Source organism: Reichenbachiella sp., assembly GCF_039969095.1.
Taxonomy (GTDB): domain Bacteria; phylum Bacteroidota; class Bacteroidia; order Cytophagales; family Cyclobacteriaceae; genus Reichenbachiella.
The window spans coordinates 233677-248156 of record NZ_JBDVOL010000015.1; the positions used below are offsets into that span (position 1 = coordinate 233677).

A 14480-nucleotide genomic window follows, 5' to 3' on the forward strand; every position below is an offset into this window, starting at 1 on the left:
GTATTTTGCGCAATCTACTAGAACGTAATTAAAAACAAAAGGAAAAAATGTAGTCACTCAAAATAATTAATTCAGTGCCATTTTGGTTAGCTTAGCTCTTGGCTATTAAACGCAACCAAATGATGAAAAAGTGTATTTTATTTTTCTTATTACTATTAATTACAATCAGTGAATACTCCCACTTGATTGCTCAGAATGTTAGAGGTTCAGAGATGCCTACACTTGTTATCCATGGAGGCGCTGGCACTATCCTGAAAGAAAACTTAACATCTCAAGAAGAGCAGGCATACCATGACAAATTGAAAGAGGCATTAAATGCAGGCTATGAAATCCTGAACGTAGGGGGCACATCAGAGGAGGCCGTGATTACTGCTATCATGATTATGGAGGATTCTCCTTTGTTTAATGCGGGAAAAGGTGCGGTTTTCACCAATGAAGGTACCAACGAAATGGATGCTTCCATCATGAATGGTGGAAATGGCTCTGCGGGGGCTATTGCAGGTGTGAAAACAATCAAGAATCCTATTTTAGCAGCACAGGCTGTAAAGAACAATTCGGATCATGTGATGCTGTCTGGTGCAGGTGCTGAAAAATTTGCGAAAGATCAGAATCTTGACTTGGTTGATCCATCTTATTTTTTCACAGAAAGCAGAAAGCAACAATTAAAAAAACTACAAAAGGCCGAAAAATCTAAAGAAGAAGGAAGTATTCAAAAATGGAATGACTACAAGTATGGTACAGTGGGAGCTGTAGCCTTGGATAAAAATGGTAATATCTGTGCTGCAACTTCTACAGGAGGCATGACCAATAAAAAATATGGAAGAATTGGAGATTCTCCTGTCATTGGTGCAGGTACATTTGCCAATAAAATCTGTGGTGTTTCTGCTACAGGTCATGGCGAATATTTCATCAGAAATGTGGTAGCATATGATATTGCAGCCAAAATGGAGTATAAGAAAGTATCATTGGGAGCTGCTGCTGAGGAAGTAATTTTGGATAAACTAAAGGCCATAGGTGGCAGTGGAGGAGTGATCGCACTTGATGCCAAAGGCAATATATCAATGACCTTTAACACACCAGGTATGTATCGTGGTTATATTCAGAAAGAATCAAAACCTATGACATTTATCTACAAGCAAGAATACTAAGCTGCCCAGCCCTCACGGTCGAGGCTTCTATATTGTATAGCTTCCGCCAAATGCTCAATTTGGATTTCTTCTTTGCCAGCTAAGTCCGCAATAGTACGAGCTACTTTTAGAATTCGATCATAGGCACGAGCGGAGAGTCCCAATTTTTCCATGGCTGTTTTAAGTAAGTTTTTTCCAGCAGCATTGATTTGGCAAATCGACTTTACCATTTGTGAATTCATCATGGCATTGTTGAAGATTTCAGGATGCTCTTTGAAACGTTCCTGCTGAATCTTTCGAGCCTCAATCACTCTTTGGCGTATGACTTCACTGCTCTCCGTTTTGCGATCTTCAGTCAATTGATCAAAGGAAACTGGTGTGACTTCAACATGCAGATCAATTCGATCCAGCAAAGGGCCACTCACTTTGTTGAGATATTTTTGAACTACGCCAGGCGCGCAAACACATTCTTTTTCGGGATGATTGTAGTAGCCACATGGGCAAGGATTCATACTTGCTATGAGCATAAAGTTGGCTGGAAATTCAATAGAAATTTTTGCACGGGAAATAGTCACTTTCCGCTCTTCTAATGGCTGGCGCATCACTTCCAATACGGTTCGTTTGAATTCTGGCAATTCGTCCAAAAACAGTACGCCATTGTTAGCAAGAGAAATTTCTCCTGGCTGGGGAATTCCGCCACCGCCGACTAAAGCGACATCTGAAATGGTGTGGTGCGGAGACCTGAAAGGTCGAGTAGCAATCAACGAAGAGTTTTCTTGTAAGTGGCCTGAGACTGAATGAATTTTAGTTGTTTCCAGTGATTCTTGTAAAGACAGCGGAGGCAAAATAGACGGTAAGCGTTTGGCTAGCATGGTCTTGCCTGCTCCGGGAGGGCCGATCATGATGACGTTGTGACCTCCGGCTGCTGCTATTTCCAGTGACCTTTTGATGTTTTCTTGTCCTTGTACATTGGCAAAATCAGCTGCATATTCATTCACCTGTGCCTGGAACATATCTCGGGTGTCATACTGAAGCGCTTCAATAACTTTACTCCCAGATAGATGATCTATGGCCTCTTGCAAAGATTCGACGCCAATTATATCAAGGTTATCGACAATAGCCGCTTCAGATGCATTGTCTTTTGGTAATATGAATGATTTAAATCCTCTCTTACGAGCTTCTATTGCAATTGGCAGGGCTCCTTTAATTGGTCGAATAGTTCCATCAAGGGATAATTCTCCCATGATGATGTATTGGTCCAAATCATTCAGTTCTGTTTGACCCGATGCATTGAGAATGCCGATGGCGATCGGTAAGTCATAAGAAGAGCCTTCCTTCTTGATATCAGCTGGTGCCAGATTGACAATGACCTTTTGACGAGGCATGAAAAAGCCATTTTGCTTCAATGCAGATTCAACTCTATGCTCACTTTCTTTAACCGCAGAGTCAGGTAAGCCCACCATGAAAAATTTGGTGCCGGCTATGACATTGGCTTCTATCGTAATAATGTGAGCATCCACTCCATATACTGCACTCCCGAAAGTTTTGGCTAACATTTAGATTGGTTGTCCTGTAAAATTGATGTGTTAAATTCTTACTCCTCCGATGGCTTTTGTTGCTCTTCTTTTTTCTCTTCAGCTTTTGGAGTCTCCTCAATGCTTGGAGAAGAGGGTTGAGCGTTTGATTTGTCGTATAATTTGGCTTTCAGGTCTGTCACCTCATTTTCTAAAGCTTTGATCTTACTTCGCTTCGAAACCAAATGGATGTTTTCAACAATAATTTCCGTAATAAATAAAATAGTTCCAACTCCTCCCATTTGTAATACCAATCGAATTAGACCAGTCCAAGTACTAATCCAATCCCAATCCCAATGCAATACGATTTTTTCATAATTAAACGCAATAAAGGCTGAAAAGGCAAAATATAAGATGTAAATGCCGTAGAAAAAGGTTTTGAATTTTTTCATGCGTTTTTATGTTGTATAAACTATAGCTGATTAATAATTATTGCAAAATAACTTTTGTCACATGTGACAATGCCGTAATAGAGAGACTAATTTAAATATTAAATTAATTTATATCTATCAATGCGTCCTATTCCTTAAGGAGTTTTGAATTATTCTTTGATTTAATGACAACCTATTGATCTTATGTGGTAATTAATGCAAAAAGCGTAAAAAAAAGTAGTCAATAATTTATATTGCATATTGAGAAAAATAATATCCATTTGGTAAAGCCAATTAGTGTAAGGTGTCAGCAGCCGAAGACTAAGTTGGGAAGACCAAATCTAAACGTAATAGCAGCATGAAAGAGATTAATAAGTTAGTCGATCTAGTGACCTATGGCCTAAAAAGTAACTACGATGTAATCAACTTGACAGGTGATGTAGATAACCCTGGAAAGGAACAGTTACTCTACAATGGAGTTTTAAATGGTCAGTATCCGACAGATGAGAGTGCAGCTGAAGGGATGTATCAATCCGACATCTATGATCAGCGCTTTAGAATGCTCAAGTCAAGATTGAGACATAAACTTTACGACTTACTCTATCATATCAATTTTGAAGACCCAGGCTTTACTCATACCACCAAAGTGGAACTTGAATGTAAAGAATATCTTCACAAAGCTCATATACTTTTCAAGCTTGGTGAACATGCCATGTCTGATAAACAACTGAATAAGTGTATTACGCTGGCTGAAGAAAATCAAATCACTCAGGCATTGCTGGAGGCTCATGAATTAAAGAGTGACATATTATCACATGAATGCAAACCCACAGACTTTGAAATAACTCTCAAAGTAATAGATGGCTTGAGAATTTTGAATCAGCAGGAAAAGGAAAATCAGGATCTCTTTTTAAGAATTAGGATGTTGATGTCCAAATCTATTCATTCAAGAAATACTTGCCAGGATCACTTGAAGAAAGCCATTGTAAAAACCGAAAAGCTGTGGAATTCCATTAATTCCATCAATGTTTTTCTCAACTATTATCAATTGAAAACCTGGCTGTTTTTACTGGACCAGGATTATAACGGCTTGTATAAATTCACTGTAGAAGCAGCAAAAGTAGTTTCAAAGGCTAAAGTAGAGTCCGAGCGATTTGACCATGGTTATAATGGCTATCTAGCCAGTAGGGCATTGCTAGCGTCTGAAAAGTATAAGGAAGGATATGCTGAAGCAAAGGCTGCTTATAAATTCATGGATAAATCAACTGAAAGGTGGTTTGACCATTCAGAGACGTATTTCTTGCTTGCCATGCACAACCAAGACTACAAGTTGGCCAAGAAAATATTAGAAGATGTAATTAAAAATCCTAATTATTCAAGAGCACCAGAGATAACAGTTGGTCGATGGAAGATCTTCAGGATCTATCTCAATTTCGCCACACCTGGAAAGGATATGCTAAAGCGAGTTCGTTTTAGCGATGTGTTTGAGGCTGCTGAGCATTATTATGTAGAATCCAGCGGTTATTACTTCACATTACCGTTATTGGAATTTATCCATCATGTAAATAAGGATAGGCTGGATTTGGCAATGAACAAATTGGATGAAGTAGAACATTATTTCTTCAAGCACCTGAATGAGCCAGGAAAAAACCCAAGAGAAAAGCAGTTTTACAAAATGCTTAAAACTCTCAAAGCTTTAGACTTTGATGTAGAAAAGACGAAGCCAAAAACTGAAAAGTATTTATCTAAAATGATAGAAAAGCGCAGCTACGCTCCATTTTCTGACTTTGAAATAATACCTTATGAGCACTTGTGGGAAGTGGTGTTGGTCACTGTAAAGAAATTGAAATTGGCTACTTCATAGCTAATACGTTTTTATCGTAGTATCTACACATCAACGAGATTTTACATTGATCACATTTAGGTTTTCTGGCCAAACAGATGTATCTGCCATGTAAAATGAGCCAATGATGAGCCTTTGGAATATGTTCTTCGGGGATGTATTTGACTAATTGTTTTTCAACTTCTAACGGCGTTTTAGCAGTTTGAGTGACGAGTCCTAGTCGTTTCGAAACTCTGAATACATGAGTATCTACAGCCATCGTGGGTTGATTGAATACAACCGACGCGATGACGTTGGCTGTTTTTCTGCCTACTCCAGGTAACTTTTGTAAGTCTTTTAGGTCTTCAGGCACTTCCGAATTAAAATCTTCAACAAGCATCTTAGCCATACCAAGTAGATGTTTGGTCTTGTTGTTCGGGTAGGAAATACTACGGATATAAGGAAAAAGTTCATCAAAATTTGAGGCTGCAAGTGCTTCAGGAGTTGGGAAACTCTCAAAAATCGCTGGCGTTACCATGTTCACTCGCTTGTCCGTACATTGAGCACTTAATGCTACGGCAACGATGAGTTGGAATGGGTTTTCGTAATGAAGCTCTGTTTCAGCTTCAGGCTGGTGCTGACTGAAATACTCTATGAAAAATTGATAACGCTCTTTTTTGTTCATGATTCGAATCTACAAAAAGCAGCGACAATTTTTGTCTTTTTTAACCAATGGTCTACTTAAGAAGTAGATGGGTAATTGGATGAATAGTTAAAAATTTTATCAAGCGAAAAATCTGCAGGATCAAAAAGCAATCCATCAAGCAAAGTGCTATCTAATTTTAAATCAATAAATCTGGCTTCGAGTTCAGAGTCGCAAACTAATGCGTTTTCAATGTCGGTTTTTTCATTATCACTTGATTCGTTGTACAAATAACGGAGCAAGTCATTTTCGGTAAAAGTGGTGATCATAAGCGATGTTCAATTTTTGCATTTTTTTACGCAAATTAATCAAGGCATATCTCATCCGACCTAAAGCTGTATTGATACTGACGTTAGTGGACTCTGCAATGTCTTGAAAACTCATTTGCATATAGTGTCTCATTATTAAAACTTCCTTTTGTACTTCGGGTAATTCCTGTACAAGTTTTTTTAACAACGCATTAGTATCTTGTTTGATCTGGACTGATTCTACTGAATCCTCCGCAAAAGCCAGCGTATTAAATACACCGCTTCCATCTTCCATTACAATAGTCGGGTAACGTTTGTCTTTTCTGAAAAAGTCAATCGCCAAGTTGTGCGCTATGCGCAAAACCCAAGGCAGAAATTTGCCTTCCTCATTGTATTTACCTGATTTGACCGTCTTCACGACTTTGATAAATGTTTCCTGAAGGAGATCTTCAGCCACATATTTATCTTTTACAATCAAATAAATAGTAGTGAAAACACGAGACTTATGTCGAGCCACCAACTCTTCAAACGCCTCTTCGCTACCGTTTTTGTAATGTGATACTAATAAGCTATCACTAACACCAAAATTATTCATCTGTTTAACACTTTTGTTTAACGTACTTGTCTAATCCATATTGTCGAGTTTGGTTAAAGAATTGAGTTTTATTTGAAAGGCAGCATCTCAAATGTACCCAAACTCTGACGACTTACAAAAATTAAATCTTTTGAAAGTTCTATTTTATATAAGCATACTGCTATAAAATTCGATCAAAGTAGGAGTACTTTCGATTAATAAGACAATATTGGAACTGTACCACCCCTAATGTGGTTACTATCAAAAAATAAAAAAGAGATATGAAAGCAATCTGGAACGGACAAATAGTGGCTGAGAGTGAGGATACGTTGGTGGTAGAAAACAATCACTATTTCCCTGCCTCTTCAATCAAAAAGGAATTTTTTAAAACAAGTGATACGCACACGAACTGCCCTTGGAAGGGTGTGGCTAGTTATTACACCATAGAAGTAAATGGGGAAAGCAACAAAGATGCGGCTTGGTATTACCCTTCAGCTTCGGATCTTGCCAAAAATATTGAAGGTTTTGTGGCCTTTTGGAAAGGTGTAGAAGTAGTGAAGTAGAGCCATCCTGTTTAAAGAGCTTTTCCAAAGTTTTAGTTGGGAGTTCCCATGCTGAGAGACATCAACCTTGGAAAAGTTGAATAGTAGTTCGCCGATCACATAGAACTAACAGCTATTTTCGTGCTTGATCTGACATGAGCAACCTATCTTTGTCGCTCACATAAATTCAGCAAACCGTGTCTACATTTTCCGATTTAGGTATTTCCAAATCATTGATCAAGGGATTGAATGAAATGGGTATTAAAACACCTTCAGAGATTCAAGAAAGAACCATCCCTGTCCTTGTTCAAGGCCAAACAGACTTTGTGGGTCAAGCCCAAACCGGTACTGGAAAAACGGCTGCTTTTGGATTACCGCTTTTAGAAATTGTAGATCCAAATGAAAAACACATTCAGGCTTTGGTGCTAGCCCCAACGCGGGAGTTATGTCAGCAGATTGCCAAACAACTCTTTAAGTTCACGAAGTATTCTGAAAAAATATTTACTGAAGCTGTATTCGGTGGAGCTAAGATTGACGAGCAAATTAGTCGATTGCAACGCCCCACCCAGATATTAGTCGCAACGCCTGGTCGTTTGGTTGATCTGATTCAACGAAAAGCAGTGTCTCTTGATCATGTACAAACCGTAGTGCTGGATGAAGCAGATGAAATGCTAAGCATGGGGTTCAAACAAGATTTGAATAAAATATTGGATGAGACAGCTACCAAAAGCAATAAATGGTTGTTTTCTGCAACTATGCCTGAAGGTGTAAAAAAAATGATCCGAACCTACCTTTCACAAAATGCTCAACGGGTGGAGCTAAAGAAGAAAGGTGCAAATGAAAATATTGAGTACCAATATGTGGTTTGTAATCCTAAAGATAAAGTGAAAGTACTCTTGTCATTCCTTCAGTCTCAAAAGGAAAAAAGGGGGTTGATTTTTTGTAATACTAAAGCAGCTGCCCAAACATTGAGCAAACAGTTGCAATCCAAGAACATTGCTACTGATGCACTGGAAGGTGATATGAAGCAAAAGGAACGTGACAAGGTGATGCGAGCTTTTAAAAATGAAAGTTTGCAAATTTTGGTATCTACGGATGTAGCCGCTCGCGGCATTGATGTAAAAGGATTGTCCTATGTGGTGCACTATCAAGTTCCTGAGCATTTGGAATACTTCACACATCGTAGTGGAAGAACTGGGCGGGCAGGACTGAATGGATTGTCGCTATGTTTGGTTTCTGAAGCGGAGGTAAAACGCATAAGGTTTTATGAGCAAAACCTTAAAATCAAAATGACCAGAATAAAGGATTGATGAACAGGTCTGTGGAATACTGGGTCGATCGTTTGGCATTAGAACCACATCCTGAAGGCGGCTTCTTCAAAGAAACTTATCGCTCACCCATCAGCACCTCTTTCGAAGGGTTTTCATCAGACCGAAATGTATCTACTGGCATTTATTTTTTACTTACATCTGAAAATTTTTCTGCATTCCACAAAATCAAATCTGACGAAATGTGGCACTTCTATGCTGGAGATTCTCTTAGCATTTTCACTATTCATGCGGATGGTCGTTTAGAAGAAATCAGGCTTGGTCTTGACTTGGGTAATGGTGAGAAACCTCAAGCAGTGGTGCCGGCCAATTGTTGGTTTGCCTCTAAAGTAAGAGAAGGAGGAAGCTATGGGCTAGCCGGATGTACAGTAGCTCCTGGATTTGATTTCGAAGATTTTGAAATGGCTGAGCGAGAGCAACTGATCAAGCAATTTCCACAGCATAATGACCTAATTGCAGCACTCACTAGGGTATAAGGCACTTTTCTTCTAGGTATAATACCCATTTTAATTCACAGATTCCAGTTTTGGCACAGGAGTTGAATAATGTTTTCCGAGTTTAGATTTTGATTAATCACCACGATGAGTGGTACTGTTCAGACCAACAGCCTTGTTGGTGAGCAGCCTGGCAGAAGGCCAGGAGCAGATTAGTTGATTGGTTATGTTTTGAGTTTATCCCAGGGGTGGTTCCCTGGGATTTTTTGTTAAATAATGGACTCTCCATTCAAATCAGTCGTCAGTATTTCACTCATGTAATCAAAAAATGGTCGCATGTGATGGAATTGTTTGATGATACTCAAATGAAAATTTGGTTTCATTACGTCCTTCATATCAAATTCATGCCGCACCCAATATTGTTTATACCTTAATAAATCTATTGCTGGGTCATCTACATCAAATCCTTTAGGGGCACGCTTGAGTCGTTCGCCTCTCAATGATCCAAAATTCTTTTTGAAATCATTACTTTGAATAATTTCTCTTAACCTCTCAGGTTCTTGCTGCAGATGCTTTCGAATATGCATCATGTCTTGAGAATTGGGTCCCCAAAATCCACCACCAACATAGGTATTGCCAGGTTCTAAATGGAAATAGTAACCTCCTCTTCTTTCAGCTGTAGCTCGTCGATATCCTCCTCCAAAATAAAGACTGTATGGTGTTTTGTCTTTTGAGAATCTAACATCTCTGTAAATTCGATAGAGACTTTTTTTGCCTGTAGGAGTTTCTATTACATCTGTTTTGTTGAGTTCACTCAATAGCAAATCGGCAAATTCTATAATCTGCTGGTGTGCTTCGAGGTAGAGACCCTTGTTTTTGTTGAACCATTCCCGGTTGTTATTGTCTTCGAGTTTGTTTAGAAATTGGAATGGTTGATTGAGTAAAGATTGAGAAGACATAAGAGTGGTTTACATATAATAGCACCCATCCTTCGTGGGCAAAGAAGGGGGTGTTCAAGATATTGAAATATTCTTACTTCACTAGCTTTTTGTTTTTAATAAGGTTAAAAAAACAAGCCTGATATCAACGAGAAGCGCTTCAAGTATCCATCAGGCTTTAGGAAATAAGATTTTTGATTAGTTGTATCAAAGACTTAAATATCAAATGATGGTTGCATGGCAAGCGCATATGGATATTCAGAATTATTTGCTAACTTAAATCTAACACTCGCAAACTCAACTATGAACCCAAAGTCCTGTAATCATCTAGAAGCTCTTGATCAGATCAAATCTGGGGCAGGGGTATGCGAGGAATGTGTCAAAACTGGAGATGAGTGGGTACATTTGCGAACATGCCAAACTTGTGGAGTGACACTTTGCTGCGATTCGTCTAGGCACAAACATGCGCGTGCACATCATGAAAAAACTAAACATCCGGTCATTGCCTCTGCCGAACCCAACGAGTACTGGGCTTACTGTTACAATGATAATTTGTACAAGAAATTCAAGCCCGAATAGTGCTATTTTTTTCCTTTTATGTCATATATGAAAGGTCTATAATAATACTTTTGGGGTACTGATCAGGAATATTTTTCCATAATCCAATCGCTTTTAGTAATATTAATGTTTCACCTGTAGATATATATTTAATAATCTAAACATTGAATAATGAGCGTAAAAGAAAATGCTGTAGTAACGGTTTCTTTTAAAAATGGAGAAATAGTACTATGCGACAATGAGGGTAGCCACTTTGACCCAAAAAAACCTGAGTCATTTACAACTAAAGTAAGGGCGAATGGAAAAATAGGATGGGTGCCTGGAGAAGGAATTTCTGAGATAAAGTATATCAGGGTTGATTCTGGGTATGATATGTTTAAAAGAATGCCAAGAGAAAAAGATGGTCTCTGGTTCGCTAAAATCGATAGACGAAAATCTAATGATGCTAAATACACCATTGTGTATAAAGTGGATGGAGAGGATAAATTATTATCTTTAGACCCAGTTTTAAAAATTGAACCACCAACTGGAGGTTAATGAAAACAAAGAATAAGTTATTATTGGCCTATTTAATTATAGGCCTTTGTTTTTCTCTTAGTGCACAAAATAAATTGGCCAAAGATAGTTTGGTTAGCGTCTTGAATCAGACAGCCATGAATGATTCTGCGAAGTACAAATTGTTGATGAAGATTTCCTACTTATCTAGTAGTCCCGATGAGACTATTCATTATGGAAATAAAGCTCTTGAACTTGCAAATGCACTTAATAACTACAGGTGGAAAGCAGCTAGTCTTTTGAGTTTAGGTGATGGGTTTCGCTTAAAAGGGGATTTGTCTCAATCTACATCTTGCTACCTAGAATCGGCTAAGGTATATGAGTCCATTAATAATGTATTAGGTGTATCTACTGCTTATACAAATCTTGGAAATGTTTATCTAGCGCAAGGTAACTTTGAGAATTCGAATATTTATTTCCGAAAAGCAATTGAAATTTTCAGGCAAGAAAAAGACTCAACTCGTCTGGCAACTACACTTCTGAATACAGGCGAACTTTACAGAGAATACCAAATACTCGATTCTGCTTTAATTTTCTTTCAACGCTCAAAAGTAATTTTTAAAGAATTGGATTACCCGATCGGAACGGCTTATAACCTAGGAAATATAGGTCTAGTACTGGCGGAGAAAGGCCAGCATATACTGGCTGAGGAAAACATGAATAGGGCCATTTCCATTCTGGAAGAGCTTGGAGATCGTTATCCAATAGCAGTGTATCAAACTTCTTTAGCAGATATTTATGCACAGCGGGGAGACTATGATCGTGCGATAAAATACGCAGAAAGTGGTTTGAATATTGGCATCGAAGAGGGTCTGAAAGAACAAGTAAGAGACGCCAGTCTCAAACTTTCAGAAATACATAAATCAGCAAATCATTCAGATCGAGCCTATACTTATCTCAAACAATATATTACTTATAGAGATAGTATAAATAATGAGGAAACCATAAGAAAAATGGCTGATTTAAGGACTGAGTATGAAGTAAACAAAAAACAAATAGAAGTTGACCTGTTGAGCGAGCAGGCTAAACTCAATCGGATAGTTGCTTGGAGTGCAGTCTTTATTATTGCTTTGCTTTTAGTACTCACTATTTCTTTATTGAAAATTTATAGAATTAAGGATCGTGCTGTTCGCATCGTTCGTCAGCGCAGGCGTGTGATTGCCGCACAACGAAATAAGTTGGATGAAGTGAATAAAACAAAAGATCGGTTCTTCTCCATCATCTCTCATGACATCCGTGGCCCGATTAGCAACTTTCAAGGAATATCCGGGCTGATCAATATGTTGGCCGATAGCAATGATGCTGATGGATTAAAACAGCTTGGTAGTATGATGGAATCTTCAGCAAAAGAAGTTTCTGTATTGCTAGATAATTTGTTGGAATGGGCTTTGAGTCAAGAGGGTAGAATACCTAATAACCCTGAGGTGATTTCGCTAAAAGAAATCTGTCAATCCAATCTTAATATTATGCTCAATCTTGCTATAGCTAAAAAGATAGATTTGGAAGGCAAGTTGCCAAATGAAGTTATGATAATGGCAGACAAAAACAGTGTCTCTACTATTATTAGAAACTTAATCAGTAACGCGATTAAATTTACTCCAGAAGAAGGCCGTGTATCATTGAGTATTGATAAAGAAGGGGAGCTGGGAGTCATTGAGGTCAAAGATAGTGGCATTGGGATATCAAAAGAAAAACTAGAAAATCTCTTTTCTCTTAAAGGGACTCGAAGCCAATGGGGAACCAAAGGTGAAAAAGGAATAGGATTAGGTCTACTCCTAGTCCATGAGTTTGTGGAATTGAACAATGGCCGAATTGAAGTAGAAAGTGAAGAAGGGAAGGGAACTACCTTCAAGGTGTACTTACCATTGAATGGACCAACTAAATCATAAAGACTTCAAATAAAAAAAGGAAGCCAGATTGACTTCCTTTCGTGGAGCATATCGGATTCGAACCGATGACCCCCACGCTGCCAGCGTGGTGCTCTAGCCAGCTGAGCTAATGCCCCATTTTTATGAGGTGGGCAAATATATAAAAATAGCTCAGGGAACAAGCCCTGAGTGATCATAATTTTATACCAGAATGTTACCTGTCATATCTTCAGGAATAGCTATTCCCATAAGTGTAAGAATCGTAGGGGCAAGGTCTCCCAATTTCCCATCTTTCACAGGGTCTTTGATGTCTTCGTCAGCAAATATGCATGGTACCAAGTTGGTAGTGTGAGCAGTATTAGGTGATCCATCAGGATTCATCATAATGTCAGAGTTGCCATGATCTGCGATAATAATTGCAGTGTATCCGTTGGCTCTAGCTGCTTCTACCACAGACTGCGCACAACTATCTACAGTCTCACAGGCTTTTACAGCTGCTTCGAATACTCCGGTATGACCAACCATGTCAGGGTTCGCAAAATTTAAACACACAAAATCAACATCTCCGTTTTGAAGTTCAGGAATGATCGCATCGCGTATGTCTCCGGCACTCATTTCAGGTTGGAGATCATAAGTAGCCACTTTTGGTGATGGGCAAAGCAATCTTTTTTCACCTACAAACTCTTTTTCTCTTCCTCCAGAGAAAAAGAAAGTTACGTGTGGGTATTTCTCTGTTTCAGCAATTCTAATTTGGTTTTTCCCAGCAGATTCTAATACTTCGCCAAGTGTATTTCTCAGATTGTCTTTGTCGTACATGACTTTCACTCCTTTGAAAGTATTATCGTAGTTAGTCATGGTTACGTAGTTGAGTGCTAGTTTTTGCATCCCGTCTTCAGGGAAATCAAACTGCGTAAGTGCTTCTGTGATTTGTCTTCCACGATCTGTTCTGAAATTGAAACAAACGACTACGTCATTTTCTTTGATGGTGCCTAGTGGTTGTCCAGCGTCATCAGTTTGTACGATAGGCATAATGAATTCGTCAGTTACTTTTTCAGCATAAGATGATTCTATTGCACCAATGATGTCAGTAGTTTTTTTACCTTCTCCTTTGGTCATGGCGTCATAAGCAAGTTTTACTCTAGCCCATCGTTTGTCCCTGTCCATGGCATAATATCTACCTGTCACCGAAGCAATTTTACCAGTGGTTTGATCTAAATGATTTTGAAGATCTTCTAGGTATTTTTTACCTGCTTTTGGATCAGTATCACGGCCATCAGTGAAAGCATGGATCATAACGTCTTCAAGCCCTTGTGAGGCAGCTCCGTCACAAAGTGCCTTTAAGTGATTGATGTGAGAATGGATACCCCCATCAGAAACCAACCCTATGAAGTGAACCGTTTTATTATTTGATTTGGCATAGTCGAAGGCTTCAAGGAGTGTTTCGTTTTTAGCCAAAGTACCATCAGCAGCAGCGTTATTAAGTTTTACAAGATCTTGGTATACTACTCTTCCAGCTCCGATATTCATATGCCCCACCTCGGAATTTCCCATTTGACCTTCAGGAAGGCCTACTGCTAAACCAGAGGCTTCGAGCTTGCTGTGTGCATACTTTGTATAGCAAGAATCTACGAATGGAGTTTTAGCTGCTTTGATTGCAGAAACTTCAGGGTTGGTGCCGATACCCCACCCATCCAATATCATTAGTATTACCTTTTTATCCATAACGCAAATATAGTTTTACTATATAGCGGATTGAAATTTATCTGTAAAAAATGATTGTATTTTCAACTAATGGATTAAAATATTGAATTGTATCCAATAAAATGATTGATAATTGA

Annotated in this window: 15 protein-coding genes and 1 tRNA gene; 8 read left to right on the forward strand and 8 right to left on the reverse strand. The window is 38.6% G+C overall.

The annotated features are described in order from the left end of the window. Positions 1-122: 122 nt before the first annotated feature. Positions 123-1148: an isoaspartyl peptidase/L-asparaginase gene (locus tag ABJH98_RS16380; RefSeq protein ID WP_348309100.1), complete on the forward strand. Its 1026-nt coding sequence runs from the start codon at positions 123-125 to the stop codon at positions 1146-1148. Here ABJH98_RS16380 and ABJH98_RS16385 read toward each other — a convergent pair. Then, complete coding sequence (locus ABJH98_RS16385; protein ID WP_348308783.1) at positions 1145-2683, reverse strand: YifB family Mg chelatase-like AAA ATPase; 1539 nt, start codon at positions 2681-2683, stop codon at positions 1145-1147. The genes ABJH98_RS16380 and ABJH98_RS16385 overlap by 4 nt on opposite strands. 38 nt (positions 2684-2721) lie before the next feature. Further along, on the reverse strand, positions 2722-3093 hold the full coding sequence (locus ABJH98_RS16390) for a hypothetical protein (protein WP_348308784.1): 372 nt from the start codon (positions 3091-3093) through the stop codon (positions 2722-2724). Positions 3094-3430: 337 nt separating this feature from the next. Here ABJH98_RS16390 and ABJH98_RS16395 point away from each other — a divergent pair, with 337 nt between their 5' ends. Next, positions 3431-4936 carry a hypothetical protein gene (locus ABJH98_RS16395; RefSeq protein WP_348308785.1) on the forward strand — a complete coding sequence of 502 codons (1506 nt, stop codon included), beginning with the start codon at positions 3431-3433 and terminating at the stop codon, positions 4934-4936. On the opposite strand, the gene nth is transcribed toward ABJH98_RS16395, so the two are convergent. The 3 genes from nth to ABJH98_RS16410 are packed head-to-tail and all read right to left on the reverse strand — an operon-like array spanning position 4926 to position 6440. Then, positions 4926-5579, reverse strand: a complete 654-nt coding sequence (nth, locus tag ABJH98_RS16400) for an endonuclease III (RefSeq protein WP_348308786.1) — start codon at positions 5577-5579, stop codon at positions 4926-4928. The genes ABJH98_RS16395 and nth overlap by 11 nt on opposite strands. Positions 5580-5635: 56 nt before the next feature. Beyond that, complete coding sequence (locus tag ABJH98_RS16405; protein WP_348308787.1) at positions 5636-5866, reverse strand: hypothetical protein; 231 nt, start codon at positions 5864-5866, stop codon at positions 5636-5638. Beyond that, entirely contained in the window at positions 5841-6440 is a 600-nt protein-coding gene (locus ABJH98_RS16410; protein WP_084372589.1) for a sigma-70 family RNA polymerase sigma factor, read from the reverse strand. Before ABJH98_RS16410 ends, ABJH98_RS16405 begins: the two co-directional genes overlap by 26 nt. A gap of 260 nt (positions 6441-6700) precedes the next feature. On the opposite strand from ABJH98_RS16410, the gene ABJH98_RS16415 reads away from it, so the two are divergent. From ABJH98_RS16415 to ABJH98_RS16425, 3 genes are all read left to right on the forward strand, one after another. Then, positions 6701-6982, forward strand: a complete 282-nt coding sequence (locus ABJH98_RS16415; protein WP_348308788.1) for a DUF427 domain-containing protein — start codon at positions 6701-6703, stop codon at positions 6980-6982. A gap of 176 nt (positions 6983-7158) precedes the next feature. Then, complete coding sequence (locus ABJH98_RS16420) at positions 7159-8271, forward strand: DEAD/DEAH box helicase (RefSeq protein ID WP_348308789.1); 1113 nt, start codon at positions 7159-7161, stop codon at positions 8269-8271. Next, entirely contained in the window at positions 8271-8765 is a 495-nt protein-coding gene (locus ABJH98_RS16425) for a cupin domain-containing protein (protein ID WP_348308790.1), read from the forward strand. The genes ABJH98_RS16420 and ABJH98_RS16425 overlap by 1 nt, the downstream gene beginning before the upstream one ends. Before the next feature lie 227 nt (positions 8766-8992). Here the strand turns inward: ABJH98_RS16425 and ABJH98_RS16430 are convergent, their stop codons facing one another. Then, on the reverse strand, positions 8993-9682 hold the full coding sequence (locus ABJH98_RS16430) for a DUF2461 domain-containing protein (protein WP_348308791.1): 690 nt from the start codon (positions 9680-9682) through the stop codon (positions 8993-8995). Positions 9683-9898: 216 nt separating this feature from the next. On the opposite strand from ABJH98_RS16430, the gene ABJH98_RS16435 reads away from it, so the two are divergent. The 3 genes from ABJH98_RS16435 to ABJH98_RS16445 all read left to right on the forward strand — a co-directional run bounded on the left by ABJH98_RS16435 (position 9899) and on the right by ABJH98_RS16445 (position 12663). Then, positions 9899-10240: a UBP-type zinc finger domain-containing protein gene (locus tag ABJH98_RS16435; protein ID WP_348308792.1), complete on the forward strand. Its 342-nt coding sequence runs from the start codon at positions 9899-9901 to the stop codon at positions 10238-10240. Between the two features lie 150 nt (positions 10241-10390). Further along, positions 10391-10756 carry a hypothetical protein gene (locus ABJH98_RS16440; RefSeq protein WP_348308793.1) on the forward strand — a complete coding sequence of 122 codons (366 nt, stop codon included), beginning with the start codon at positions 10391-10393 and terminating at the stop codon, positions 10754-10756. After that, on the forward strand, positions 10756-12663 hold the full coding sequence (locus tag ABJH98_RS16445) for a tetratricopeptide repeat-containing sensor histidine kinase (RefSeq protein WP_348308794.1): 1908 nt from the start codon (positions 10756-10758) through the stop codon (positions 12661-12663). The genes ABJH98_RS16440 and ABJH98_RS16445 overlap by 1 nt, the downstream gene beginning before the upstream one ends. A 42-nt stretch (positions 12664-12705) precedes the next feature. Here ABJH98_RS16445 and ABJH98_RS16450 read toward each other — a convergent pair. Both ABJH98_RS16450 and gpmI read right to left on the reverse strand, forming a co-directional pair. Continuing rightward, positions 12706-12779 (reverse strand) — tRNA-Ala (locus ABJH98_RS16450). Between the two features lie 64 nt (positions 12780-12843). Beyond that, positions 12844-14364, reverse strand: a complete 1521-nt coding sequence (gpmI, locus tag ABJH98_RS16455; RefSeq protein ID WP_348308795.1) for a 2,3-bisphosphoglycerate-independent phosphoglycerate mutase — start codon at positions 14362-14364, stop codon at positions 12844-12846. Positions 14365-14480 lie beyond the last annotated feature (116 nt).